The organism is Hyphomicrobiales bacterium (assembly GCA_002869065.1).
In the GTDB taxonomy this organism is placed as follows: domain Bacteria; phylum Pseudomonadota; class Alphaproteobacteria; order Rhizobiales; family Rhodobiaceae; genus Rhodobium.
Map to the genome: position 1 here is coordinate 174125 of PKTR01000006.1, position 24532 is coordinate 198656.

The window sequence follows — 24532 nt, forward strand, 5'->3', positions numbered from 1 at the left end:
CCGTTGCGGCGGCTCCGAGCCAAGAACCAAAAAAGCGGGGAAAGACCCATGGCTGAGGCACACACGAAGAACCACGATTATCACCTCGTCGATCCGAGCCCCTGGCCGTTCCTGGCTTCGCTCGGCGCCTTTGTTCTGGCGCTCGGCGCGATCGGCCTGATGAAATGGAATATCGGTGAGACGTTCTCCGTCTTCGGTCTCGATTTCACCGGCTGGGGCGTCTTCGTCATCGGCATGCTGATCGTGCTCTACACCATGTTCGTGTGGTGGCGGGACACCATCAAGGAAGGCCAGACCGGCTTCCACACGCCGGTCGTCCAGCTCCATCTGCGCTACGGCATGATCCTGTTCATCGCCTCGGAAGTGATGTTCTTCGTGGCCTGGTTCTGGGCCTATTTCGACGCCGCGCTCTATTCCGGTGAAGCCATCCAGGCGACCCGCAGCGCCTTCACCGGCGGCGAATGGCCGCCGCAGGGCATCCATACCTTCGATCCGTGGCACCTGCCGCTGTTCAACACGATCATCCTGCTGACCTCGGGCACGACCGTCACCTGGGCGCACCACGCCCTGCTGCACAATGATCGCAACGGCCTGAAGTGGGGTCTGATGCTGACCGTCGCACTCGGCCTGCTGTTCACCTTCGTTCAGGGTGTGGAGTATTCCGAGGCCGCTTTCGCCTATTCCGGCAACATCTACGGCGCCACCTTCTTCATGGCGACCGGCTTCCATGGCGCCCATGTCATCATCGGCACCATCTTCCTGCTGGTCTGCCTGATCCGCGCGGTGCGTGGCCACTTCACGCCGAAGGAGCATTTCGGCTTCGAGGCGGCCGCTTGGTACTGGCACTTCGTCGACGTGGTGTGGCTGTTCCTGTTCACCTTCATCTACGTCTGGGGCGCCGGCGCGACCGCGGCCCACTGACGACAGACGGCTTGGTCGGCGATCCCCCGCGCGCCGACCCCACGCCGACAAGGTGGAACGACAGCGAAGGGCCGGACCTTGCCGAGGTCCGGCCCTTTCTATGATTTCCAGAGGTCGGGGAGCGATCCCGGGAGGACCCGATGAGCGACGACAGGCACTATCCCGAACTTTCGCCCTTCAGCACCGGTCTGAAGGGCCGCTGCCCGCGCTGCGGCGATGGCCCCTTGTTCGACGGTTTCCTCGAAACAGGCAAGAAGTGCCCGGCCTGCGGACTTGACTTCGGTTTCGTCGATTCCGCCGACGGGCCCGCCGTTTTCATCATGTTCATCGTCGGCTTCATCGTCGTCGGGCTGGCGTTGATGGTAGAGTTGTCCTATCAACCGCCGATCTGGCTGCATATGGTGCTGTGGATCCCGCTCATTCTGATCCTGTCGCTTGGACTTTTGAGACCCTTGAAGGGGATCACGATCGCGCTGCAATATGTCAACCGGGCACGCGAGGGGCGGCTTGGAGACGACCACGACGATGGCGACACTGCGTAATCTGGGGAAGTCGCACCTTATCCTGACGGTTCTGGCGCTGATTGCACTTGCGATCCTGATATCGCTCGGCAATTGGCAGATGCGTCGGCTCGCCTGGAAGGAAGGCCTCATCTCCACGATCGCCATGCGCGCCGAGGCCGAGCCTGTTCCGCTTGAGGAAGCGCTCGACCGCTGGCGTGTCGACGGCGAGATCGAGTACCTCCCTGTCCATGTCGCCGGCACGTTCCACCACGACAAGGAACAATATTACTATGCGCCGTCGACCGAGGGGCCGGGCTGGAACGTCTACACGCCGCTCGAGACCGAGGACGGCAAAGTCGTGTTCATCAATCGCGGCTTCGTCGCCGATGCGGTGAAGGACCCGGCAACCCGTCCGCAGGGCCAGCTGCCGGGCATCGTCGGTCTGGTCGGTCTCGCCCGCGCCGCGCCAAAGGAAAAACCGAACAGCTTCGTGCCCGACAACGACGTCGCCGGCAACGCGTACTACTGGCCGAGCCTTGCCGAAATGGCGACGGCGGCTGGCTATGATCCGAACGCGGAGACGCTGGTGCCGTTCTTCCTCGATGCCAAGGCGACCGAGATACGCGGCGGCTGGCCACGAGGCGGCACCACCCGCGTCGAACTGCCGAACAAGCATCTCGGCTACGCGATCACATGGTACGGCCTCGCGCTGACGCTCGTCGGCGTCTACGGCGCCTTCATGTGGAAAGCTTGGCGCGGGCCCGAAAAGACGGACGCCTGAGTAACAAGACGCTCAAAAGAAACGGGCGGCAAATAGCCGCCCGCATTTTCCAAATTGGCTGGTCGAGGTTCAGCCGAGCTGTTCGAGCAGCGCAGCCGCACCCGACACGACCGCCTGTCCGGCCGCCGGCTCGACGTTGAGCGATTTCACCACGCCATCCTCGACCAGCATCGAATAGCGCTGCGAGCGGACACCGAAGCCGCGCTCCGACAGATCCACATCCATGCCGATCGCTTTGGTGAAGGCGGCCGAACCGTCAGCAAGCATCAGGATCTTGCCATTGGCGCCGGTGTTCTCGCCCCAGGCCCCCATAACGAAGGCGTCGTTGACGGAAACGCAGGCAACCGTGTCGACGCCCTTGGAAAGGATCGTGTCGAAATTCTCCAGGAAGCCGGGCAGGTGGTTGCGGTGGCAGGTCGGCGTGAAGGCGCCGGGAATGGCGAACAGAACCACGGTCTTGCCAGCGAACAGGTCCGCGCTCGACAGGGTCGTCGGACCGTCCAGACCCATGATGTTGAAGGTCGCCTCGGGAAGGTGGTCGCCCACTTTGATGGTCATGCTTCGATGTCCTCAGAATTGCGCCGCAATGTGCGGCGGTATCGCATTTGCAGTGTCAGGAAAGACAGATAGGGGAGAGGTCGGCCTCAGTCGAGACGCCATTTCTGTTCCACTGCCCGCTGGCCGTTGACCAGTGTGAGGGTCAGTTCCGTACCCGACAGACTGGCGTCCTGGGGCACGCCGTCGAGCGGCAGGGTCCATGTCACGGTGCCGTCTTTTTCGGCCGTCTTCTTCGGCGCCGGGAAGTACCAGCTTTCCGGGCCCTCGACGAACAGGTCGCTGTCGGCGCTTACGTCGGCAAGCCGCGTTTCGATGGTTAGCGACTGGCGCTCTTTGGCGGCAACCGCGGTCACCGCGAGATCGGGACCGGCGTCCGCAGGCACCTTCTCCTGATAGCGAGCCAGTGTCGCGCTGGCTTCCGCGTCCGCCGCGAGATTGCGGCCGAGCACCAGCTTGGCGGTGCCGCTCGCCGGCACGCAGATCTCCTTGCACACGCCGTAATCGACCGACAGCGTCAAAAGCACCGGCAGTGCCGCGCTTTGTGGTTTGATGGTGATCGGCAGAACAACGGAGCTCTTGTAGCCGACCGACATGCCGCCGGAATCGTCGAAGCGATGCGGCGCCGGCCAGTCGATCTGCAGATCGGCGATGTTGGCGGAAGCGGAATGGTCGAAATAGGGCGGAACGCCGGAATCGCCGGGCGAGCGCCAATAGGTCTTCCAACCCGGTTCGAGCTCGATTTCGAGCCCAATGGTCTGGCTGCCGTCGGCAGCCGGCGGTCCGCCCGGCGCGATCACGCGCATGCGCGCGCCCATCGCATCCGACCACGATGAGGAAGCGGCCGATGCCGGCGCGGACATCGAAAAGCTCACAACCGCCAAGACGGCGAACAGTGCAGGTGTCTTCATGGACAGTGTTTTAGCGCGATCCATTTCCGTTGTCCGCTCTCGCATCATCATTTGCGCGTGAAGCCCGGCGTCGCAATGCGGACGCCATTACGCATTAACAAATGGCGATCGAAAGAGTACGATTCCAGATCTCGAACGAATGCGGTTGTTTGGGGGTGGAAACAGACAGGTGGATACGGTGTTTGAGGCCAACCCGGATAAGGACTATCTCGGCGGACAGATTCTCATTGCCATGCCGGGAATGGAGGATCCGCGCTTTGCCCGCAGCCTCGTCTATGTCTGCGCCCATTCCGAGGATGGCGCCATGGGAATCATCCTCAACCAGCTCTCCGATCAGGTGTCGTTTTCCGAGCTGCTGATCCAGCTTGACATCATTCCCGAGGACGAACAGATCCGCCTGCCCGCGGAAGCAAGCGGCATGCGCGTTCATCGCGGTGGTCCGGTCGAGACCGGGCGCGGTTTCGTGCTGCATTCTGCCGACTACTACTCCGACAATGCGACACTGCCGATCGACGAAGGCATCTGCCTGACCGCAACGCTGGAGATCCTGAAAGCAATTGCCGACGGACACGGGCCGCACAACGCCATCCTGGCGCTCGGCTATGCCGGCTGGGCGCCCGGCCAGCTCGAGGCGGAGATGCAGGAGAACGGCTGGCTCAACTGCCCCGCCGACATGGAACTGATCTTCGGCCGCGACCTCGAGACCAAATATGATCGCGCGCTCCGCCGGCTTGGCATCGAGCCGGCCATGCTGTCGAGCGACGCCGGCCACGCCTGAGCGCGGGCTCCCCGTCCAGATCCACTTCAGATGATGACGCCGAGGCCTGCCTCAGACCAGGAAGTCGTCGGCGTCGAGGGTCTTGTAGCCCCGGAATTCAAGCGTGAAATCGACCTTGCCGTTGTCGTCCATATCGAACGTGTAGATGGTCGTCTTCTTGCCGTCGATAACCGCCTTTTTGGATCGCACCACGGCGTCCATCGGGTCGAAATTCTGAAGATTGAGACGATCAACGATATCGGAAATGTCGATCTTGTCCGTACCCGGCTTGAAGTCGGTGATGAGGTCACGCTTGCTCGGATGCGGGCGCGAGTCACGCAGGCTGTTGAAGTCAAAGATGTCGTTGCCCGCGTTCCCGGTCAGCGTATCCTGATTGCCGCCGCCGACGAGTGTGTCGTTGTGCTTGCCGCCGACGAGCTTGTCATTGCCGAACCCGCCAACGAGGCTGTCTCTGCCGTTGCCGCCGATGAGCGTGTCTGACTGGCCGGCGCCGAGCATGGTGTCGTTGCCGCCGCCGCCGAAGATGCGGTCGTGCCCGCTCTGACCGGCCAGCAGGTCGCCGTCGCCATTGCCGATGAGCGTGTCGTTGCCGCCGCCGCCGCGAACCGTGTCGTTGCCGCCTTCCGCCCGGAAATAGTCGCCGTTCGCGGTGCCGGTCATCAGGTCGCCGGCCACGCTGCCATAGGCGCGGATGTTTTCCGATGGCGACAGCAGATCGAAGATCGTCTCGCTCGCCATTACCTCGCCGAGCGTCGTATCGAGCTCGTAGATCGAATAGCCGGTGATGCCGAAGATGCTCAGAATCTGCACCGCGGTGACCGGCGTCGAACTTGGATAGTCATCCGGTGTCTCGTTGCCGTCGATCGTCGGGAAGTCGCCGGTAATGGTTATGAAGCCACCGGAAAAGTCGTAGTAGAGCTTGCCCGGCTGATGCCGGTCGAAGGTCATCGACTGGATGCGGTCGCCCCAGTCGGCGACACTCGTCGTGTCCATATCGTCAAATTCGGCGGCATGTACACGCGGCATCGGTAGCTCCTTCTGGCATTGGTCTATCAACAGAACTTGCGTGATACCGTTGAGAAATCAACGGTGTTACGCCGATTTTATGGAAAAAAGCAGTATACGTAGCGTTTTTCGTAATATGGCCGCAATCCAGGGTCGAGTGCTGGTTGCCGCTACCAACGATGCCGGCCGTGCCGAGCCAGCTTCGCGATCATCATCGCCGGAAGGGATCATTGTCGGGGCTCGAAATCCCAGGAACAATGAAGGCTGCTGGAGCGGCAGAAATGGCGACGATGCGCTTGTCGTCAGGGCCGCGTGGCGATAGGGTCGCGCCACCCGTCGGCCGAGGAAAATGTGGCGATCGCCGGCGGCGAGGGAAGGAGCCCGATCCTTGAAATATGTGAGTACCCGCGGCGAAGCTCCCGCGCTCGGTTTCACCGATGTTCTGCTTGCCGGTCTGGCCCGCGATGGCGGCCTGTACGTTCCCGAAACCTGGCCGGAACTGTCCGCCGATGCGATCGAGGGATTTCTCGGTCGGCCCTATGCCGACGTCGCCTACACGGTGATCCATCCTTTCGTTGCCGGTGAGATTTCCGACGCCGATCTGCGCGCGATGATCGACGACGCCTATGCGGGGTTCGGTCATCCGGCGGTCGCGCCGCTTGTCCAGCTCGCGCCCGGTCACTTCCTGCTTGAGCTGTTCCACGGCCCGACGCTCGCCTTCAAGGACGTCGCCATGCAGCTTCTGGCGCGTCTGATGGATCATGTGCTCGCCAAGAAGGGCAAGCGCGCCACCATCGTCGGCGCCACCTCGGGCGACACCGGCGGTGCGGCGATCGAGGCCTTCCGTGGTCGCGACAATGTCGACATCTTCATCCTGTTCCCGGAAGGGCGTGTGTCGCCGGTGCAGCAACGCCAGATGACCACGGTCGCAGATGCCAACGTGCACGCGCTCGCCGTCAAGGGCACCTTCGACGACTGCCAGGCGCATGTGAAGGCGATGTTCAACGACTTCCGCTTCCGCGACGAGGTCGGCCTTTCGGGCGTCAACTCGATCAACTGGGCCCGTATCGTCGCCCAGGTCGTCTACTATTTCACCGCAGCCGTTGCGCTCGGCGCGCCGGAACGCCGTGTCGCCTTCACCGTGCCGACCGGCAATTTCGGTGACATCTTCGCCGGTTACGTGGCCCAGAAGATGGGTCTGCCGGTCGAGCGGCTGATCGTCGCCACCAACATCAACGACATTCTTTGGCGTACGCTTGAAAGCGGCCGCTACGAGACGCGCGGCGTTACCGCCACGACCTCGCCGTCGATGGATATTCAGGTGTCGTCGAATTTCGAACGCCTGCTGTTCGAGGCGGCCGGCCGTGACGCCGCCGTCGTGCGTCGCATGATGGCTGGGCTTTCCCAGTCCGGTGCGTTCGAACTCGACGAAACCGTCAAGGCCGTAATCGCCAACGACTTCGGCGCCGGCCGTTCCGACGAGGCGGAAACCGCGGCGACCATCGCGCGGCTGCGCGAAGAGGCCGGCTACCTGCTCGATCCGCATTCCGCAGTCGGCGTGACCGTTGCCGAACAGCATCTCGTTGCCGGAACGCCGATGGTGACTCTGGCGACCGCGCATCCCGCCAAGTTCCCCGATGCGGTCGAGGCCGCGTCCGGCGAACGTCCCGGCCTGCCGGCGCGTCTCGGCGACATGATGGAAAGGCCGGAGCGCTTCACCGTCATCGATAACGATCTCGCGGCGGTTCAGGCCCATATCCGCGCCCATGCGCGCGCGACGGCGGAGGCGTGATTTTGGACGGTGTCGAGGTAACCCGCCTGCCGAACGGCCTGACGGTCATCAGCCATGCCATGGACCATCTTGCCAGCGCTGCGGTCGGCGTCTGGGTCGGCGTCGGCTCCCGCGCCGAGGAGCGCCACGAAAACGGTCTCAGCCACTTGCTCGAGCACATGGCGTTCAAGGGGACCCGCCGCCGTAGCGCCCAGGCGATTGCCGAGGAAATCGAGGCCGTCGGCGGCGAGCTGAACGCTGCGACCAGCGTCGAAAGCACCGCCTTCTACGCTCGTATCATCGATTCCGACCTGCCGCTTGCCGTCGACATGCTCAGTGACATCCTGCAGGAATCGGTGTTCGATGCCGAGGAGCTGCGCCGCGAGCAGCATGTCATCCTGCAGGAACTCGGCGCCGCGCGCGACGTGCCCGAGGACTGGGTGTTCGACCTGTTCCAGGAGACCGCCTGGCCGGACCAGCCGATCGGCCGGCCCATTCTCGGCACCCAGCGCACCGTGCGCAGCTTCGCCCGCGAGCAGCTCTCGTCCTATCTTGATACCCACTACAAGGGGCCGTCCATGGTGCTGTCGGCGGCCGGCTCACTGTCCCACGACGCCCTGGTCAAACTGGCCGAAAGCCACTTCGCGAACGTGCCGGCCGAAACGGGGCCCAAAGCCGTCGCGGCGCAGTATCGCGGCGGCGAGCGCCACGAATTCCGCGACAGTATGGAAACCCAGATCGTGCTCGGTTTCGAGGGCGTTTCCTACGGTGGCGACGAGCAATACAAGGCCCAGCTTCTGGCCGGACTGCTCGGCGGCGGTATGTCCTCGCGGCTGTTCCAGGAAGTGCGCGAAAAGCGCGGCCTGTGCTATTCGATCTACGCTTTCCACTGGGCCTACAGCGACACCGGTATCTTCGGCATCCACGCCGCGACCGGCGAAGAGGATATCGCCGAGCTGATGCCGGTGATGTTCGATGAGCTGGAGCGCGTCACCGATGGCGTCAGCGAAACCGAACTGTCCCGCGCCAGGGCGCAGATGCGGGCAAGCCTGTTGATGGCGATGGAAAGCCCGGCGGCGCGCGCGAGCCAGATCGCCCGCCAGATGCTTGTCTACGGTCATCCTCTGTCGCCGGAAGAGATCCTCGACAAGATCGACCGTGTCACGGTCGGCGAGGTGCGCGATCTCGCCAGCCGGATCCTGTCGGGCTCGACGCCGACGCTCGCCTCGGTGGGTCACGATCGTGGCCTGCCGGGTATTGCCGAAATTGCCGAGCGCTTCGCCGCGCCGTCTCCTGCGTGATCGCCGGGGCGCCATGCTCTTCCTGCGCGCCAGCTCCAGCCCGGGCCCGACCATCCGCGGTGAGGGGATATATCTGCGCCCGCCCGTTCTGAGCGACTACTCCGAATGGGCGGCACTGCGCGGCAAGAGCCGGGATTTCCTCGAACAATGGGAACCGTCCTGGCCGTCCGACGACCTGACCCGTACTGCCTATCGCCGCCGGGTGCGCCGCTACCAGCACGAGATGCGCCAGGACGGCAGCTATGCCTTTCTGCTGTTCCGCCAGGGCAACGATGAATTGCTCGGCGGCCTGTCGCTGTCCTTCATCCGCCGTGGTGTCGCGCAGGCCACCTCGCTCGGCTACTGGATGGGAGAGCCTTATGCCGGGCAGGGCTTCATGACGCGCGCCGTCAGGGCCGTGCTGCCGTTCGCCTTCAACACGCTCAGGCTCCATCGCGTGGAAGCGGCATGCCTGCCGCACAATGCGGCCTCGATACGTCTCCTCGAAAAAGTCGGATTCATGCGAGAGGGCTACGCGCGCCGCTATTTGCGGATCGATGGAAAATGGCAGGATCACCTGCTTTTTGCCCGTTTGGCCGACGATCATGACGATGTGTCCGATGCCGGTGAACGCCGGTAAATGGTGGAACGTGGGTTTCCGTGCATAAAGAGTTCTTGTTAAGCGTAAACGGAGCCGATAGTTCTTCGTTATCCACTCCAGACGCCGGTTCGCTGCGCAGCGCGCGGCAAACGACGAATCCGGTGTCTGAACAAAAAGATGAAGCGGCAGCACGAGTGACCTCGCAGACTGTCGCCGAAGCGCCCGCTCCGGAGGTGTCTTTGCGTTCCCGCGGTATTGCCGGTTGGCTGCTCCTGATCGTGTTCGTCATGCTTGCCGTTCGCCCGGCGCTGGCGGTCGAGTCGGTCGTTGTGCCGCTCGATGTCGACGCGATCGATCTCTCCAGATCGGTGGAGATGCATCCCGGCGTTGGCGAGCGGCTGCAGGTTTCGACCGCGCCCGGCGCCGATGGCATCGTGCGGCGTATCGAGGTCTCCGCCCGCTCCGGTGGCAATTCCGACTGGGTCGTGTTCGCGTTGTCCAACCCGAGCGACGAGCAGATCGATCGGCTGGTCGTGGCGCCGTATTTCCGTCTCGTCGGGTCTGGCATCCTGCGCCCCGACCTCGGCGCTTCACGCATTGCCTCGATCACGCCGAGCCAGGGCTTCGCGCCGGAACGCCAGCCGAGCCAGGAAGCCGACGTCTTCCTCGTCACGCTCGATCCCGGTGTCGTCATCACCTTCATCGGCGAGTTGAACACGCCGCAATTACCGCAGATCACCCTGTGGGAGCCGAACGCCTACAAGGACAGCGTCAATTCCTACACGCTCTATCGCGGCATCGTGCTCGGCATTTCCGGCCTGCTGGCGCTGTTTCTGACCATCCTGTTCGTCGTCAAGGGCACCATCATGTTCCCGGCGACGGCGGCGCTCGCCTGGGCCGTGCTCGGCTATCTGTGCATCGATTTCGGCTTCTGGAACCGGGTGTTCGGCTTTGAACACGGGCAGGACCAGATGTACCGCGCCGGCGCCGAGGTGATCTTCGCCGCGACGCTGGTCATCTTCCTCTACGCCTATCTCAACCTGAACCGCTGGCATATCCGCTACAGCCACGTCGCGATCGCCTTCCTGGTGCTGCTTGGCGGTTTGCTCGGCGTTGCCGTCGCCGATCCCTCGCTTGCCGCCGGCATCGCCCGCATCACCCTCGGCCTCCTCGGCATCGTTGGCTTCGCGCTCGTCATCTGGCTCGCCTATCAGCACTACGACCGCGCGATCATGCTGATCCCGACGTGGTTTCTGCTGCTCGTGTGGCTGGTCGGCGCATCGCTCACCGTCACCGGGCAACTGGCGAACGACATCGTCCAGCCGGCGCTCTCCGGCGGTCTCGTGCTGTTCGTGCTATTGCTTGGCTTCACGGTGATGCAGCACGCTTTTGCCGGCGGTGCCATTGCCGAAGGTCTGTTCAGCGATACCGAACGCCGCGCGCTGGCGATCACCGGCGCCGGCGACATCATCTGGGACTGGGACGTCGCCCGCGACCGCATTCATGCGAGCGGTGAGCTGGAAGAACTGCTCGGGCTGAAACGCGGCGAGCTCGAAGGCCCGGCGCGCGATTGGCTCGATATTCTGCACCCGCAGGACCGCGACCGCTTCCGCGCCACCCTCGACGCCGTCGTCGACCAGCGCCGCGGCCGCCTCTCGCAGACCTTCCGCCTGCGCAGCGACGATGGCCACTACCGCTGGTTCCATCTGCGCGCACGGCCGATCCTCGGCTCCGATGGCGAAGTGATCCGCTGCGTCGGCACGCTGCTCGACGTCACCGAGGTCAAGACCGCGGAAGAACGGCTTCTGCATGATGCCGTGCACGACAACCTGACCGGCCTGCCGAACCGCGAACTGTTCCTCGATCGTCTCGGCGCGGTGCTGACCCGTGCCCGGTTCGAAAACGGCCAGAGCCCGTCAGTCTTCGTGCTCGACGTCGACCGTTTCAAGCAGGTCAATGACAGCCTCGGCCTGTCGGTTGGCGACTCGATCCTGCTGACTATTGCCCGCCGTCTCGGCCGTCTGCTGAAGCCGCAGGACACGCTGGCCCGCATTGGCGGTGACGAGTTCGCCGTGATCCTGGTTTCCGAGCAGGAAGCCGAGCGGGTCGCGGCCTTTGCCGAAACCATCCGCCGAACTCTGCGCGCGCCTATCAGCTTCGGTGAGCGCGAGATATTCCTCACGGCCTCGATCGGTATCGCTTCTGGCACGGGCGAACAGCGCCCGCAGGAGGAACTGGTCCAGGACGCGGAAATCGCGATGGTCGCGGCAAAGGGTTCCGGCGGCGACCGTATCGAGACCTTCCGTCCGGCGCTGCGCCACCACCGCGAACGCCTGATCGAGATGGAAGCCGAGCTGCGTCAGGCCATCGAACGAGGCGAGATCGTCGTTCTCTATCAGCCGATCGTGCGGCTCGAGGACAAGACCATCGCCGGCTTCGAGGCGCTGGTGCGTTGGGACCATCCGCGCCGCGGCCGGCTGAGTGCAGCCGAGTTCATTCCGGTTGCCGAACGTATTGGCCTCATCAACGAACTCGGCATGTATGTGCTCGAACGCGCCGCGCGTCAGCTCGCTGCCTGGCAGCAGAAGATTCCGTCGCATTTCCCGATCTTCGCCAGCGTCAACATGTCGAGCCGGCAATTGCTGCGCCACGACCTGATCAACGACGTCAAGGCGGTGATCTCCCGCTCCGAGGTCGCGCCGGGCTCGCTCAAGATCGAGATCACCGAGTCGCTGGTGATGGAGAACCCGGAATTCTCCTCCAAGGTTCTCGAGCGCATCCGCGATCTCGGCGCCGGCCTGTCGCTGGATGACTTCGGCACCGGCTATTCCTCGCTCAGCTACCTGCAGCGCTTCCCCTTCGACACTATCAAGATCGACCAGTCCTTCGTGCGTTCAAACGGCCGTGCCGCGCGGCCGGTCATCCTGCGCTCGATCATCGCGCTGGCCCACGATCTCGGTATGGAAGTGGTCGCGGAAGGCGCGGAGACGGAGTCCGACGCGCTCGAGCTGCTGCAACTCGGCTGCGAATACGTGCAGGGCTTCCTCTATGGCAAGCCGATGGCGGCCGACAAGGCGCGCAAGCTGCTCGAACAGCAGGCCGCGCTGCATCATCACTAGTCCTTAAGACAGCTCTCAGGGAATAATGATCGGCACCGTTGCTTGCGCGGCGGTGACGTCGAACGGCGTCGTGCCGAAAGGGTCGCCGTCGATCTGTCCCGGAACCGGGTTTTCGGCAGCGATGGTGACACGCTCGACCGGGCGCAGTGTGACGCCGTGCTGATGGGCGAGGCGCTGGGTGACGAGCCCGAAGCTGAACCGGGCAAGTGCAAGCGGCGAGTCGCTTTCCAGCGCGACCAGATGGAGCCCCGGCTTGGTCGCATGCGCGTCGGGACAGATCGCGAACGGGCCACCATAGTGGCGCATGTTGGTCACCACCGCGAGCCGGCAGGTCAGTTCGTCGCCATCGACGGTCACCCGCAGGTCGCGGCCCTTGTTGGCAAGGCCGTAGCGCAACGCCGTGATCGCATAGGCGAGCTTGCCGAGCCGGCGCTTCAGCTTGAGCGGCACCCTGTGGACGATTTCCGCGTCGAATCCGGCCGAGACCATCATCACGAACGGATGCCCGTTGGCGAGGCCGTAGTGCAGGGGTGCGGTCTTGCCCGCGGCCAGCACGGCGGCAAGCTGATCGGGCTTTCGCGGCAGGCCGAGTTCGTGCGCGAGTACATTCGCGGTGCCGAACGGGATGATGCCGAGAACGGGTCGGCAGGGCGCGTCGTCGAGACCGGTCAGGGCCTCGTTGACCGAGCCATCGCCGCCGGCAACCACCAGCGTATCGGCGCAGTCGATCTGGCCGGCGCAGATTTCGGCGATTTCTCCGGCATGCGTGGTGAGATGGACGCTGACCGCGGCACCGCGCTCGGCAAGCCCGGCGACGATCGCATCAAGCGTCGCCACGCGGTATCCGCCAGCGGTCGGATTGGCCAGTATAAGAATACGCCGGCTAACTTTTTCGAGAGTTGTATCTTCTTGATCTGTATGGGGAATGAGTGGCTCACGCCTGCTCATCGAACCCTTCCTCGTCGTTGCCGGCGCCGGCCTTCACCGGCATGAACGGCGTCATGCCCTTGCGGGCGAGTGCGTCGGCGCGCTCGTTCTCCGGATGCCCGGCGTGGCCCTTGACCCAGTGCCAGGAGACATCGTGGCGCTTGCGGGCTTCGTCAAGCGCCTGCCACAGATCGGCGTTCTTCACCGGTTTCTTGGCTGCCGTGCGCCAGCCGTTGCGGATCCAGTTCGCGAGCCATTCCTTGATGCCGCTGCGGACATAGACGGAGTCGGTATAGAGATCGATCTTGCAGGGCCGCTTCAGCGCTTCGAGCGCTTCGATGGCCGCGCGCAGTTCCATCCGGTTGTTGGTGGTCTCGGGCTCGCCGCCGCACAATTCCTTCTCGTGCCCGTTCCATTGCAGGAGCGCACCCCAACCGCCCGGACCCGGATTTCCCGAGCAGGCGCCGTCGGTGTAGATGGCGACTTTCTTCATCTCGCTCATCGCTCAAGCCCATACGCGGACGCGCTTTCCACCGTGCGGTGAAAGCGCAGCTTGCGCAGATATTCTCTCGGATCCTTCGGCGTGACCAGAGCCCCCTCCGGCACATTCAGCCAGTCGTACAACCGCGACAGCAGGAAGCGCAGGGCCGCGCCGCGCGCAAGCAGCGGCAGCGCGTTGAACTCGGCATCCGAGAACGGGCGTACCGAGGTGTAACCGGCCAGAAGCGCCCGCGCCTTCGTCACGTTGAACGAGAGATCCGTCTCGAAGCACCAGGCGTTGAGGCAAATCGCGACGTCATAGGCGAAGCTGTCGGTACAGGCGAAATAGAAATCGATGAAACCGGAGAGGTTAGTGCCGAGGAAGAAGACATTGTCCGGGAACAGATCGGCATGAATGATCCCGCTCGGCAGATCCTGCGGCCACAGTGTGCGGATCGCGGCGACTTCCTCGGCGATCTCGGTCCCGAGCCCGATCGAGACTTCGTCGGCCCGCTCGGCGGTCGCTTCGGCAAGTTCGACCCAGCCGGCGACCGACAGCGAGTTCGGTCGCGCCATCGCGAAGTCCTGGCCGGCCAGATGCATCTGCGCGAGCCCTTCGCCAAGCGCCGCGCAATGCTCGATGCGCGGTTTGCGGGTCGCCATGCCGTCAAGAAATGTAACGATCGCCGCCGGCCGGTCGCTCAGCGTGCCGAGTGCTTCGCCGTCCCTGGCGCGGACCGGCAGCGGGCAGGAAAAACCGGCCGCCGCCAGATGCTCCATCAGGCCGAGAAAGAACGGCAGATCGTCGGGATCGACGCGCTTTTCATAAAGCGTGAGAATGTAGTAGCCGGCTTCGGTATGCAGCAGGTAGTTCGAGTTCTCGACGCCTTCCGCGATACCTTTGTAGGACATCAGCGCGCCGATATCGTAACCGGCGACAAAGCTCTCCAGATCCTCGACCGAAACCTCGGTATAGACTGCCATCGGCCTAACCGTCCGCGGTTGCGCGCAACTCGCGCGGAAGGTTGAAGGCGATGGTTTCTTCGGCCGTGCGCACCGTCTCGACGGAAACCTGATAGCGCTCGGCAAACGCCGCGATCACTTCCTCGACCAGCACTTCGGGCGCCGACGCGCCGGCGGTGATGCCGAGCGCCTTGACGTCGCCGAACACCGTCCAGTCGATCTCGCTGGCGCGCTGGATCAGCACCGCCTTCGGGCAGCCCGCCCGTGCGGCGACCTCGCGCAGCCGCTGCGAGTTGGACGAGTTCGGCGCACCGACCACGATCATCGCGTCGATATCGGGCGCGATCGCCTTCACCGCGTCCTGGCGGTTGGTGGTGGCGTAGCAGATATCGTCCTTCTGCGGGCCGACGATAGCCGGGAAACGTTCCTCCAGCGCGGCGACGATGTCGCGCGTGTCGTCGACCGAGAGCGTCGTCTGCGTTGTCCAGGCGAGTCGGTCCGGCGTCTTCGGCGAAATGTTCGCCACATCGTCGACGGTTTCGACCAAGAGCACGGTGCCGTCGGGCAATTGCCCCATCGTGCCGACGACTTCCGGGTGGCCGGCATGACCGATCAGGACCACTTCGCGGCCGATATTGTGATGGCGGATCGCCTCGTGGTGGACTTTCGAGACCAGCGGGCAGGTCGCATCGACATAGAAAAGGTTGCGTGCCTCGGCGTCGGCCGGCACGGATTTCGGCACGCCATGAGCGGAAAAGATCACCGGCGCATCGGTTGCCGGGATTTCGTCGAGCTCTTCCACAAAAATGGCGCCTTTCGCCCTCAGATCGTCGACGACGAAGCGGTTGTGGACGATTTCGTGGCGAACATAGACCGGGGCGCCAAAACGGGCGAGTGCCTGTTCGACGATCTGGATCGCGCGGTCGACCCCGGCGCAGAAGCCGCGCGGGGCGCACAGCTTGATCGCGAGAGGCGGCAGGGTGGCGGCGTCTGTCATCGGCGGCTCTGTCGTGGCCAAAGGGATGTGGTTTCGGCGCGAATAGAGGCAGGCGGCCCGCCCATGTCAAGGGCAAGAGGCGGCGAGCGTGTCACAGCCGCCGATATGACGTGGCACCGCCGGAGCGGAGTTCGGCGAAACCGTAAACAGCCTCTTCGCAAAACCACGACGGGCCTGCTATAGAAGGGCCCGACGATTGTTGGGAGTTTGGAATGGTCGAAACCCAGCCGAAAAACGGCCGCCGGCAATGGCGCACGGCGCTTGCAGCAGCTCTGGTCTGCAGCTTCGGGCTCGCTGCCTGCGGCGGTGGCGATGAGGGCCCGCGCGCGAATTCGTTCGCCGGCAAGTTGCTGCGCGGCACCTCGGAAGACGTGAAGACGATCGACACCGAAAAGTTCGGTGCCCGTCCGCCCTGTCCGCCGCTTGCTATCCGCACCGGGACCCAGACCCACGTGATCTACGACCGTGGCCGTGATGGCGACCCGGAGGGCATCCGCTTCCAGGCGACGATCACCGAGACGGCGCGCGACTGCAAGAAGACGGCTACCGGTGAGCTCGGCATTTCGGTCGGCGTTGCCGGCCGCGTGCTGGCCGGTCCGCGCGGCGGGGGCGGCGAGGTGAAACTGCCGGTGCGCATCGTCGTGGTCGAGCCGAACGCCCCTGGCGGAGAGGATCGTGTGGTCTATTCCCAGCTCCACCAGATCCCCGTCACCGTCAGCGAGGCGGCGCCGTCCGTGCTGTGGACAAAGGTCGACGACTCCATCGTCGTGCCGCTGCAGCAGGGCTTCAAGATCTTCGTCGGCTTCGATTCGCGCGGCAAGAAGTGACTTGAACGACGGCCCGGGAGTTTCCCGGGCACGGCGCGCGGTGTGCCATTGACTTGGCCGCCGCCGCGCCCGACAATTACCGGCATCGGGACGACGTTGTGATCCCGATGAGGAAGACGGCGGCATAACCATCTTCCACAGACCCTCGCGGGAGAGATCGGCTTTGACGCCGGCGCCGAAGGAGCAACCGCCCCGGAAACTCTCAGGCGAAAGGACCGCAAGGGTCGGCAACGCTCTGGAAAGCGGCTTTCCTCGGAAGGCCCACCGAAGGAGTAACCGTGACGGCAGCCGCCGAATCGGGAAATCTCTCAGGTCTCGGGACAGAGGGGGCGCGGACGGTTCGGGAAGGACCGGATTCGCGACCCATCATCCAGCCGGGACCGGCACCATGAGCGACACGACACCTTCTTCCAGCGAAACCCTTTCGCGCACGCCCCTCTATGATCTGCACGTCGCCGCCGGCGCGCGCATGGTTCCCTTCGCCGGCTACGAGATGCCGGTGCAGTATGAGGGCATCATCGCCGAACATACCTGGACCCGCAGCCATGCGGGCCTGTTCGACGTCTCCCATATGGGCCAGGCGCGGCTCGACGGACCGGACTACGCGACGCTCGCTGCCGCCCTCGAGGCGCTTTGCGCGGCCGACGTGGTCAACCTCGCCAAGGGCCGTCAGCGTTATTCCCAGCTTCTCAACGACGAGGGCGGCATCGTCGATGATCTGATGTTCCGCCGCCCCGAGGGTGACGCCGGCGAGACCTCGCTGCTCCTGGTCGTCAATGCGGCCCGCAAGGATGTCGACTACGCGCTGTTGAACGAGCGCCTGCCGGCAAACGTCAAACTGACCCCGCTCGATCTGGCGCTGATTGCTCTGCAGGGACCGGAAGCCGCGACCGTGCTGTCGCGTCTGCTGCCGGGCGTCGAGGACCTCGCCTTCATGGCCTTTGGCGATTTCTCGCTTGCCCGTGCCGATGGGGCGGCGATGGCGCTGAACGTGATCCGCGCCGGCTACACCGGCGAGGACGGTTACGAAATCTCGGTTGCGCCGGGCGATGCCGCCGAACTGTGGCAGCGGCTGACCGCGGAAGCAGAAGTAAAGCCCGTCGGCCTTGGCGCCCGCGACTCGCTGCGCCTCGAGTGCGGCCTCTGTCTCTATGGTCACGACATCGACGAAACCACGTCGCCGGTCGAGGGCGGCCTCGTGTGGTCGATGCAGAAACGCCGCCGCGAGGAGGGGGGATTCCCGGGCGCCGCCCGCATCCAGAAAGAACTCGCCGAAGGTCCGTCGCGGCTGCGCGTTGGCATCAAGCCGGAAGGCCGTGCGCCGGCCCGCGAGGGCACGGAAGTCCAGCTCAACGGGCAAAAGATCGGCGTTCTGACTTCGGGCGGCTTCGGCCCGACCGTGAGCGGTCCCGTCGCAATGGGCTATGTCGACGCCGCCCACGCCGCATCCGGCACCGCGGTAGATCTCATCGTGCGCGGCAAGGCGATGGCGGCGACCATTGTCGATCTGCCCTTCGTGCCGCAGCGCTATTACCGTAAGCCGAAGGCGTGAGCCTTCCGGCATCTGTCCGCCATTTCACCATGGCTTTTTTTGGGGAACGAAAACCATGAGCCGCTACTACACGGAAGACCATGAATGGATCAGCCTCGACGGCGACGTCGGCACGATCGGCATTTCCAAATATGCCCAGGAACAGCTCGGCGATGTCGTCTTCGTCGAACTGCCGGAAGTCGGCGCCAGCCTGACCAAGGGTGGCGATGCCGCCGTCGTCGAGTCGGTCAAGGCCGCGAGCGAAGTCTACGCGCCGGTCGACGGCGAAGTCGTCGAAGTGAACGATGAACTCACCGGCGCGCCGGAAAAGGTCAATGACGATCCCGAAGGCGCGGCCTGGTTCTTCAAGGTCAAGCTCGCCGACACAGGTGCGGTTTCCGCGATGATGGACGAAGCCGCCTACAAGGCGTTCCTCGACACGCTTTGAGAGCCTGCGGGGCGGGACGACCGCCCCGCCTTTCTTCCGGGCAGCACAAACCCGGATACCAGCGACGATCGACCGGGCGGCAGCACTGGCCGGAGCCGGTTTTTGAGGATGAGGGTTGATGCGCTATCTGCCGCTGACCGACACCGACCGGGCCGACATGCTCGCCCGTATCGGCGTCGAGGGAATTGACGATCTGTTTGCCGACATCCCCGAGGACGTGCGTCTCGGCGAGTTGCTCGACCTGCCGCGCACCGCGAGCGAGATGGAGGTCGAACGCCAGCTCGGCCGCATGGCGGCAAAGAACACCGCCGCCGGCTCGGTGCCGTTCTTCGTCGGGGCAGGGGCCTACAAGCACCATGTGCCCTCGACTGTGGATCATCTGATCCAGCGCTCGGAGTTCCTCACCTCCTACACGCCCTATCAGCCCGAGATCACGCAGGGCACGCTGCAGGCGCTGTTCGAGTTCCAGACCCAGGTCGCCAACCTGACCGGCATGGATGTCGCCAACGCCTCCATGTATGACGGCTCGACGGCGGCCGGCGAAGCGGTCCTTATGGCGCATCGACTGACCCGCCGCGACAAGGCGGTGCTGGCCGGCGGGCTGCATCCGCATTACCGCGCGGTGATCGACAATCTCACCCATATGAGCGGCAGCCGTCTGGTCGCGCTCCCGGCCAATCCGGCGAATACCGGCAGCGCCGACGAGATCATGGCGGCGATCGACGACGAGACCTCCTGTGTCGTCGTCCAGACCCCGTCCTTCTATGGCGAACTCATCGATCTGAAGCCGATTGCCGAAAAAGCGCACGCCCACGGCGCGTTGCTCGTTGCCGTCTTCACCGAGGTGGTGGCGCTCGGTGCCATCGAGCCGCCGGGCGCGCAGGGAGCCGACATCGTCGTCGGCGAGGGCCAGTCGATCGGCAATCCGCTGACCTTCGGCGGTCCCTATGTCGGCCTGTTCGCCACGCGGCAGAAATTCATCCGCCAGATGCCCGGCCGCGTCGCCGGTCAGACGGTCGATGCCGAGGGCCGCCGCGGTTTCGTGCTGACCCTGTCGACCCGCGAGCAGCACATCCGCCGCGACAAGGCGACTTCGAACATCTGCACCAATTCCGGCCTCTGCGCGCTCGCCTTCACCATCCATATGAGCCTGTTCGGCGAAAGCGGGATGAAGAAACTCGCGTTGTTGAACCATCAGGCGGCGGTCAAGCTCGCCGACGCGCTCGCCGCTATCGACGGAGTGGAAGTGCTCAACACGAGCTTCTTCAACGAATTCACCATCTCCCTGCCGAAGCCGGCGGCCGACGTAGTCGAAGCGATGGTGGCAAAGGGCGTTCTTGCCGGCGTTCCGGTCTCGCGTCTCGAGCCGGGGCGCGACGGGCTGAAGAACCTCATGGTCGTTGCCGCGACCGAAGTGAACACCGATGAGGATCGCGCGGCCTATGTCGCGGCCTTGAAGGAGGTGCTGGCATGACCATGAACACGCAAGGCCGCGAGAGCGCCCCGACCGAAACCACCGGCACGGCGCCGGAGACCTTCACCGGCAACCGCGCGCTCGCCATCGAGGAGCCGTTGCTCTTTGAGGTCGGCCGCGTCGACAATTGCGGCGTCGACCTGCCCGAGCCGGATGCGGATTGCGCGTCCCGCCTCGGCAGTCACGCCCGCACCACGCCGATCGATCTGCCGGGCCTGTCCGAGCCCGAGACCATGCGCCACTACACGCGCCTGTCGCAGAAGAACTATGCCATCGACATGGGGCTTTATCCGCTCGGCTCGTGCACCATGAAGCACAATCCGCGCCTCAACGAGAAGATGGCGCGGCTGGCCGGCTTCGCAGACGTGCATCCGTTGCAGCCCATGTCGACGGTCAAGGGCGCATTGGAACTCATCGACGAGCTTGCCCGCTGGCTGAAAGTGTCAACCGGCATGGCCGCCGTTGCCATGAGCCCGAAGGCCGGCGCCCACGGTGAACTCTGCGGCATGATGGCGATCAAGGCCGCCCATGCGGCAAAGGGCGAGAACCGCTCCATCGTGCTCGTGCCGGATTCCGCGCACGGCACCAACCCGGCGACAGCGGCCCTTCTCGGCTACAAGGTCGTGTCGGTTCCTGCCCGCGACGACGGTACCGTCGATCCGGTGGCGATCAAGGAGCGGCTCGGGCCGGACGTTGCCGGCATTATGCTGACCAACCCGAACACCTGCGGCCTGTTCGAGCGCGACATCGTCGAGATCGCCGAGGCCGTGCACGAGGCGGGCGCCTATTTCTACTGCGACGGCGCCAATCTGAACGCCATCGTCGGCAAGGCCCGCCCGGGCGACCTCGGCGTCGACTGCATGCACATCAACCTGCACAAGACCTTTTCCACGCCGCATGGCGGTGGCGGACCGGGTGCCGGTCCGGTGGTGCTGTCGGACAAGCTCGCACCCTTCGCGCCGCTGCCTTATGTGCGGCTCGGCGACGACGGCTTCGAGATGGTCGAGAACCCGGACGAGGCAAGCCGCGACGGCACCACGCCGTTCGGCCGCATGGTCGCCTTCCACGGCCAGATGGGCATGTTCGTGCGTGCGCTGTCCTACATGATGTCGCACGGCTCGGACGGCATGCGTCAGGCCTCGGAAGACGCGGTGCTCAACGCCAACTACATCCGCGTCGGCCTCAACGATCTGATGAGCCTGCCTTTCGGCGACCGGCCCTACATGCATCAAGTGCTGTTCGACGATTCCTTCCTCGAAGGCAGCGAAGTGACCACGCTCGACGTCGCCAAGGCGATGATCGACGAGGGCTACCACCCGATGACCATGTATTTCCCGTTGGTCGTCCACGGTGCCATGCTGATCGAGCCGACCGAGTCGGAATCGAAGGCGACCCTCGACCTCTTCATCGCCACGATGCGCGACATCGTCATGCGGGTGAAGCGCGGCGAGGTCTCCCGCTTCAAGGGCGCGCCCTGGTACGCCCCGCGCCGCCGCCTCGACGAGACGCTCGCGGCCAGGAAGCCGATCCTGAAATGGGAGAAGCCCGGCCCGGCGGAGATCAGCCCGGGCTCGGAAGCAGCCGAATAGGGACTTGGCGGCTTAATATTGCCATTTGGCAGCAAATCCTCTATATCTTGCCATATAGGAGATGGTCATGGCGATGTTGCTGCCGATCGATACCGCGCCGCGGGACTTCACGCCCGACCCCATCACAGACGATGAGGGGGCGGCGATGTTCCGCGCCGCGCTTAATCTCTTCCGGCTCTGGGGCCTGACGGACGGCGAAGCGGCGACGCTGCTCGACCTGCCGGTGCGCACCTATCGCCGCTGGAAGACGGGTGAGCTTGGCCGTATCGGTCGCGATGGCAAGGCGCGGCTGTCCAACCTGATGGGCATCCACAAGGCACTGCGGATCATCTTCCGCGAGCCGCAGCGTGGCTATGACTGGGTTCGCAAGCCCAACGCGGCATTCGGCACGAAGTCCGCGCTCGACATCATGCTCGGCGGCGAGCTGACCGACCTGATGCGGGTGCGCCGCTATCTCGACGCGGAGCGCGGCGTCTGGTGATCGTTTCCGCCGACATCCCGGCAGCGCCGGTCGAATGGCCCGATGCCCGCCGCATCATCCGCAGCCTTTATCCTCCCATCGATCTCTTTGAGGATATCGCCGACCCGGCGGACTGGCCGCTGTTGATTGCTGCCGAGCAAAAGACCAATCCCCGCCTGATGGAGTCGATCGGCAATCTCGACCTGGTGCCGCCGGCTCGCCGCGTCTCTGGATCGGGCGCGAGCTGGCTGATGGCGCCCTTCGTCCATGTCAGCCGGGATCGCCCGAGCCGGTTTTCAGACGGCGGCTATGGCGTGCTCTATGCAGGGAATGACTTCGAAACGGCGTTGTTCGAAACCGTCCATCACCATGCGCTCTTTATGGCCGCGACCGACGAGCCAGAGGGATGGACGTCGCAGTTCCGCGAACTCGTGATGACCGTCGACGCGGACCTCCACGACTTGCGCGGTGGCGGTGGCGCCTACGACGATTTGCTCGATCCCGATGACTACAGTGCCAGCCAGTCGGCTGCCGCGACGCTCCACGCCAGCGGGTCCGACGGTGTCGTCTATCCGAGTGTGAGAAACGCCGGCGGCGAATGTGTCGGGCTGTTCTATCCCGACCTTGCCGCGAACCCGATCCAGGGACGTCATCTCGACTACCACTGGAACGGCAGCGCGGTGGATTATTACCGCGATGCCGGGACGGGCAAGGTCTTCGCAATCAGATAGAGGCGTTCCCCTCAGTACGGCATCGGGTGATGCCGGTAGGCATTGGTGAGGTCTTCCATGACCTCGTCTGAGAGCTTGATGTCGGCGGCGCCGATCGCGGTTTCGAGCTGCTTGATGCTGGTCGCGCCGAAAATCGCCGAACCCATGAACGGCCGGGTCAGGCAGAAGGCGAGCGCCATCTGCGCCGGGTCGAGGCCGTGCTTCTTCGCCACCTCGAGATAGGCGTCATGCGCCGGCCACATCGTGTCGATGATGCGGTTGTTGATGGTCGCGTTGATCGAGCGGCGGGAGCCCGGCGGCGTCGTATCGCCGGCATATTTGCCCGAGAGAATGCCGCAGGCGAGCGGCGAATAGGCCAAGAGGTCAACGTCCTCGGCAACGCACAGCTCGCCGAGATCGAGGTCGAACAGCCGGCACATCAGGGAATATTCGTTCTGGATCGAGGCCACGCGCGGCAGCCCCTCGCGCTCAGCGACGTCGAGGAACATCGCCGTGCCCCATGCGGTCTCGTTCGACAGGCCGATATGACGGATCTTGCCCGCATCCATCTGCCGTTGCAGCTCGCCGAGCACGTCGGCGATGTGCTGGCGCGTCTCCTCGCGGTCGACATTGGACGGATCGAAATTCCAGTGCTGACGGAAATGATAGCTGCCACGATTCGGCCAGTGCAGCTGGTAGAGATCGACATAGTCGGTCTTGAGCCGCTTCAGCGAGGCATCGAGCGCGATCGGAATGGTCTTCGAGGTGATCGGCGCGCCGTCGCGGATCCGCTTGGTGCCTTCGCCGATGATCTTCGACGCAAGCACGATGTCATCGCGCCGGCCGGTCTTCGCCAGCCACGTTCCGATATTTTCCTCCGTCTTGCCGGCATAATCGTCCGGGCCCGGATTGGCCGGATACATCTCGGCGGTGTCGATGAAATTGATGCCGTGGTCGAGCGCGTAGTCGATCTGCTCGTGCGCCTCGGCCTCGCTGTTCTGCGACCCCCAGGTCATCGAGCCGAGGCAAAGCGTGGAGACTTTCAGGTCGGTGCGGCCGAGCGTCTTGTAGTGCATGGAAGATCCGTTCGCGGTTGCGGTGGGTACTGGGCCTTGGGTGGTCCGGGAAGAGGCCGACGATACAAAAGCCCGGCACCAAACTCAAACAGGTTGCTGCGCCAATATTGCCGGCCGTGGCCGGAGCCGCTGCGCCCTCGCTCGTGTGCGGCGAACCCTCAAACCAGACGTATGGTTTCAGAAGAAAACTCGCGAAATACTTGTATTGTTTCTGAATTCATCACGAAAACCGTATGGAAAGTATATTCAAATTATGGAATGTTACAAAAATGCGATGTTCGGCAAGAAAATCGAATTCGCTATCGTGTTTTATACAGTTTACGGCGCGGAATTTTGTGATAAGGATTTTTTTCCAAGACTTAGGGGAAAATAGATGATCAATATTCTTGCCGCTGCGGTTATCGCGGCGCTGTCGGGTTTTGCATTGCCGCAGGGTCAAGTCGTGACGACGGATGAGGCGCCGCTCGTGCGTGTCGCGAAGCCGCTGCAGGGACCGAATTGCCCGGCTCCGCGGAGCATTCGCTCGCCAAATTCCAACATCCCGACCCAGGTTCGCTTCATCAACGAGCTGAACGGCCCCGTCGATCTCTACTGGATCAACTTCAAGGGCGGCTGGAAGAAATACGCGCGGATTCGCCCGGGCGGTTCGTTCAGCCAGCAGACCTACGCGGGTCATGCCTGGATCGCCTATGATGTGCGCGCGGGCGGTTGCGTTGGCAATAGCCTGTATTTCGCCAAGAAAGATCGCGGCCAGTGGGTCAAGTGGCACTACTGATCGCTCATCGGCAGGGCCTCGGCCCGGCGGCGCTGGTGAACGCGCGCTCT

At 64.1% G+C, this 24532-nt stretch carries 24 protein-coding genes and 1 riboswitch; of the genes, 16 read left to right on the forward strand and 8 right to left on the reverse strand.

Translation table 11 applies throughout. The annotated features are described in order from the left end of the window. The first annotated feature begins 48 nt into the window (after positions 1 to 48). The 3 genes from C0606_15905 to C0606_15915 all read left to right on the forward strand — a co-directional run bounded on the left by C0606_15905 (position 49) and on the right by C0606_15915 (position 2205). The gene (locus C0606_15905) at positions 49 to 921 is read left to right on the forward strand and encodes a cytochrome c oxidase subunit 3 (protein ID PLX36189.1); all 873 of its coding nucleotides are present in this window, start codon (positions 49 to 51) and stop codon (positions 919 to 921) included. A gap of 140 nt (positions 922 to 1061) precedes the next feature. Then, positions 1062 to 1463, forward strand: coding sequence for a hypothetical protein (locus C0606_15910; protein PLX36190.1), 402 nt, complete (start codon positions 1062 to 1064; stop codon positions 1461 to 1463). Then, positions 1402 to 2205 carry a hypothetical protein gene (locus C0606_15915; protein PLX36191.1) on the forward strand — a complete coding sequence of 268 codons (804 nt, stop codon included), beginning with the start codon at positions 1402 to 1404 and terminating at the stop codon, positions 2203 to 2205. The genes C0606_15910 and C0606_15915 overlap by 62 nt, the downstream gene beginning before the upstream one ends. A gap of 69 nt (positions 2206 to 2274) precedes the next feature. On the opposite strand, the gene C0606_15920 is transcribed toward C0606_15915, so the two are convergent. Further along, entirely contained in the window at positions 2275 to 2763 is a 489-nt protein-coding gene (locus C0606_15920) for a peroxiredoxin (protein ID PLX36192.1), read from the reverse strand. An 86-nt stretch (positions 2764 to 2849) separates the two neighbouring features. Further along, positions 2850 to 3722: a hypothetical protein gene (locus C0606_15925; protein ID PLX36193.1), complete on the reverse strand. Its 873-nt coding sequence runs from the start codon at positions 3720 to 3722 to the stop codon at positions 2850 to 2852. Positions 3723 to 3810: 88 nt separating this feature from the next. On the opposite strand from C0606_15925, the gene C0606_15930 reads away from it, so the two are divergent. Further along, on the forward strand, positions 3811 to 4449 hold the full coding sequence (locus tag C0606_15930) for a hypothetical protein (protein ID PLX36194.1): 639 nt from the start codon (positions 3811 to 3813) through the stop codon (positions 4447 to 4449). Between the two features lie 51 nt (positions 4450 to 4500). Here C0606_15930 and C0606_15935 read toward each other — a convergent pair whose 3' ends face one another. Further along, positions 4501 to 5475, reverse strand: a complete 975-nt coding sequence (locus C0606_15935) for a hypothetical protein (GenBank protein PLX36195.1) — start codon at positions 5473 to 5475, stop codon at positions 4501 to 4503. Positions 5476 to 5842: 367 nt separating this feature from the next. Between C0606_15935 and C0606_15940 the strand changes: the two genes are divergently transcribed. The 4 genes from C0606_15940 to C0606_15955 all read left to right on the forward strand — a co-directional run bounded on the left by C0606_15940 (position 5843) and on the right by C0606_15955 (position 12225). Beyond that, entirely contained in the window at positions 5843 to 7246 is a 1404-nt protein-coding gene (locus C0606_15940; protein ID PLX36196.1) for a threonine synthase, read from the forward strand. 59 nt (positions 7247 to 7305) lie between these two features. Then, a complete protein-coding gene (locus tag C0606_15945) occupies positions 7306 to 8526 on the forward strand; it encodes a peptidase M16 (GenBank protein PLX36379.1) in 1221 nt (406 codons plus the stop codon). Positions 8527 to 8539: 13 nt separating this feature from the next. Next, entirely contained in the window at positions 8540 to 9145 is a 606-nt protein-coding gene (locus tag C0606_15950) for a 30S ribosomal protein S5 alanine N-acetyltransferase (GenBank protein PLX36380.1), read from the forward strand. Between the two features lie 248 nt (positions 9146 to 9393). Further along, positions 9394 to 12225 (forward strand): sensor domain-containing phosphodiesterase, encoded by a 2832-nt coding sequence (locus C0606_15955; protein PLX36381.1) that lies wholly within the window; start codon positions 9394 to 9396, stop codon positions 12223 to 12225. Between the two features lie 15 nt (positions 12226 to 12240). Here C0606_15955 and C0606_15960 read toward each other — a convergent pair whose 3' ends face one another. The 4 genes from C0606_15960 to C0606_15975 are packed head-to-tail and all read right to left on the reverse strand — an operon-like array spanning position 12241 to position 15592. Next, on the reverse strand, positions 12241 to 13173 hold the full coding sequence (locus tag C0606_15960; GenBank protein PLX36197.1) for a sphingosine kinase: 933 nt from the start codon (positions 13171 to 13173) through the stop codon (positions 12241 to 12243). Beyond that, positions 13160 to 13645, reverse strand: coding sequence for a ribonuclease HI (locus C0606_15965; GenBank protein PLX36382.1), 486 nt, complete (start codon positions 13643 to 13645; stop codon positions 13160 to 13162). The genes C0606_15960 and C0606_15965 overlap by 14 nt, the downstream gene beginning before the upstream one ends. A gap of 5 nt (positions 13646 to 13650) precedes the next feature. Further along, positions 13651 to 14616 (reverse strand): homoserine kinase, encoded by a 966-nt coding sequence (locus C0606_15970; protein PLX36198.1) that lies wholly within the window; start codon positions 14614 to 14616, stop codon positions 13651 to 13653. A 4-nt stretch (positions 14617 to 14620) separates the two neighbouring features. Further along, positions 14621 to 15592: a 4-hydroxy-3-methylbut-2-enyl diphosphate reductase gene (locus C0606_15975; protein PLX36199.1), complete on the reverse strand. Its 972-nt coding sequence runs from the start codon at positions 15590 to 15592 to the stop codon at positions 14621 to 14623. A 212-nt stretch (positions 15593 to 15804) separates the two neighbouring features. Between C0606_15975 and C0606_15980 the strand changes: the two genes are divergently transcribed. The 7 genes from C0606_15980 to C0606_16010 all read left to right on the forward strand — a co-directional run bounded on the left by C0606_15980 (position 15805) and on the right by C0606_16010 (position 22652). After that, positions 15805 to 16419, forward strand: coding sequence for a hypothetical protein (locus C0606_15980; protein PLX36200.1), 615 nt, complete (start codon positions 15805 to 15807; stop codon positions 16417 to 16419). 138 nt (positions 16420 to 16557) lie between these two features. Then, positions 16558 to 16647, forward strand: a riboswitch (glycine riboswitch). Between the two features lie 160 nt (positions 16648 to 16807). Then, entirely contained in the window at positions 16808 to 17971 is a 1164-nt protein-coding gene (locus tag C0606_15985) for a glycine cleavage system protein T (GenBank protein ID PLX36201.1), read from the forward strand. Positions 17972 to 18026: 55 nt separating this feature from the next. Further along, positions 18027 to 18398, forward strand: a complete 372-nt coding sequence (gene gcvH, locus C0606_15990; GenBank protein PLX36202.1) for a glycine cleavage system protein H — start codon at positions 18027 to 18029, stop codon at positions 18396 to 18398. 118 nt (positions 18399 to 18516) lie between these two features. After that, entirely contained in the window at positions 18517 to 19872 is a 1356-nt protein-coding gene (locus C0606_15995) for an aminomethyl-transferring glycine dehydrogenase (protein ID PLX36203.1), read from the forward strand. After that, entirely contained in the window at positions 19869 to 21461 is a 1593-nt protein-coding gene (locus C0606_16000; protein PLX36204.1) for a glycine dehydrogenase (aminomethyl-transferring), read from the forward strand. The genes C0606_15995 and C0606_16000 overlap by 4 nt, the downstream gene beginning before the upstream one ends. 67 nt (positions 21462 to 21528) lie before the next feature. Continuing rightward, complete coding sequence (locus C0606_16005; protein ID PLX36383.1) at positions 21529 to 21942, forward strand: hypothetical protein; 414 nt, start codon at positions 21529 to 21531, stop codon at positions 21940 to 21942. After that, positions 21939 to 22652, forward strand: coding sequence for a hypothetical protein (locus tag C0606_16010; GenBank protein ID PLX36205.1), 714 nt, complete (start codon positions 21939 to 21941; stop codon positions 22650 to 22652). The genes C0606_16005 and C0606_16010 overlap by 4 nt, the downstream gene beginning before the upstream one ends. Positions 22653 to 22663: 11 nt before the next feature. Here C0606_16010 and C0606_16015 read toward each other — a convergent pair whose 3' ends face one another. Beyond that, on the reverse strand, positions 22664 to 23707 hold the full coding sequence (locus tag C0606_16015; GenBank protein PLX36206.1) for an aldo/keto reductase: 1044 nt from the start codon (positions 23705 to 23707) through the stop codon (positions 22664 to 22666). 373 nt (positions 23708 to 24080) lie between these two features. On the opposite strand from C0606_16015, the gene C0606_16020 reads away from it, so the two are divergent. Next, entirely contained in the window at positions 24081 to 24482 is a 402-nt protein-coding gene (locus C0606_16020; protein PLX36207.1) for a hypothetical protein, read from the forward strand. Positions 24483 to 24532 lie beyond the last annotated feature (50 nt).

Excerpts from the sequence above, each read along its gene's own strand:
- C0606_15905 (PLX36189.1), top strand. The coding sequence starts at position 49 with ATGGCTGAGGCACACACGAAGAACCACGATTATCACCTCGTCGATCCG.
- C0606_15910 (PLX36190.1), top strand. The coding sequence starts at position 1,062 with ATGAGCGACGACAGGCACTATCCCGAACTTTCGCCCTTCAGCACCGGT.
- C0606_15915 (PLX36191.1), top strand. The coding sequence starts at position 1,402 with ATGTCAACCGGGCACGCGAGGGGCGGCTTGGAGACGACCACGACGATG.
- C0606_15920 (PLX36192.1), bottom strand. The coding sequence starts at position 2,763 with ATGACCATCAAAGTGGGCGACCACCTTCCCGAGGCGACCTTCAACATC.
- C0606_15925 (PLX36193.1), bottom strand. The coding sequence starts at position 3,722 with ATGATGATGCGAGAGCGGACAACGGAAATGGATCGCGCTAAAACACTG.
- C0606_15930 (PLX36194.1), top strand. The coding sequence starts at position 3,811 with ATGCGGTTGTTTGGGGGTGGAAACAGACAGGTGGATACGGTGTTTGAG.
- C0606_15935 (PLX36195.1), bottom strand. The coding sequence starts at position 5,475 with ATGCCGCGTGTACATGCCGCCGAATTTGACGATATGGACACGACGAGT.
- C0606_15945 (PLX36379.1), top strand. The coding sequence starts at position 7,306 with ATGGACCATCTTGCCAGCGCTGCGGTCGGCGTCTGGGTCGGCGTCGGC.
- C0606_15950 (PLX36380.1), top strand. The coding sequence starts at position 8,540 with ATGCTCTTCCTGCGCGCCAGCTCCAGCCCGGGCCCGACCATCCGCGGT.
- C0606_15955 (PLX36381.1), top strand. The coding sequence starts at position 9,394 with ATGCTTGCCGTTCGCCCGGCGCTGGCGGTCGAGTCGGTCGTTGTGCCG.
- C0606_15960 (PLX36197.1), bottom strand. The coding sequence starts at position 13,173 with ATGAGCAGGCGTGAGCCACTCATTCCCCATACAGATCAAGAAGATACA.
- C0606_15965 (PLX36382.1), bottom strand. The coding sequence starts at position 13,645 with ATGAAGAAAGTCGCCATCTACACCGACGGCGCCTGCTCGGGAAATCCG.
- C0606_15970 (PLX36198.1), bottom strand. The coding sequence starts at position 14,616 with ATGGCAGTCTATACCGAGGTTTCGGTCGAGGATCTGGAGAGCTTTGTC.
- C0606_15975 (PLX36199.1), bottom strand. The coding sequence starts at position 15,592 with ATGACAGACGCCGCCACCCTGCCGCCTCTCGCGATCAAGCTGTGCGCC.
- C0606_15980 (PLX36200.1), top strand. The coding sequence starts at position 15,805 with ATGGTCGAAACCCAGCCGAAAAACGGCCGCCGGCAATGGCGCACGGCG.
- C0606_15985 (PLX36201.1), top strand. The coding sequence starts at position 16,808 with ATGAGCGACACGACACCTTCTTCCAGCGAAACCCTTTCGCGCACGCCC.
- gcvH (PLX36202.1), top strand. The coding sequence starts at position 18,027 with ATGAGCCGCTACTACACGGAAGACCATGAATGGATCAGCCTCGACGGC.
- C0606_15995 (PLX36203.1), top strand. The coding sequence starts at position 18,517 with ATGCGCTATCTGCCGCTGACCGACACCGACCGGGCCGACATGCTCGCC.
- C0606_16000 (PLX36204.1), top strand. The coding sequence starts at position 19,869 with ATGACCATGAACACGCAAGGCCGCGAGAGCGCCCCGACCGAAACCACC.
- C0606_16005 (PLX36383.1), top strand. The coding sequence starts at position 21,529 with ATGGCGATGTTGCTGCCGATCGATACCGCGCCGCGGGACTTCACGCCC.
- C0606_16015 (PLX36206.1), bottom strand. The coding sequence starts at position 23,707 with ATGCACTACAAGACGCTCGGCCGCACCGACCTGAAAGTCTCCACGCTT.
- C0606_16020 (PLX36207.1), top strand. The coding sequence starts at position 24,081 with ATGATCAATATTCTTGCCGCTGCGGTTATCGCGGCGCTGTCGGGTTTT.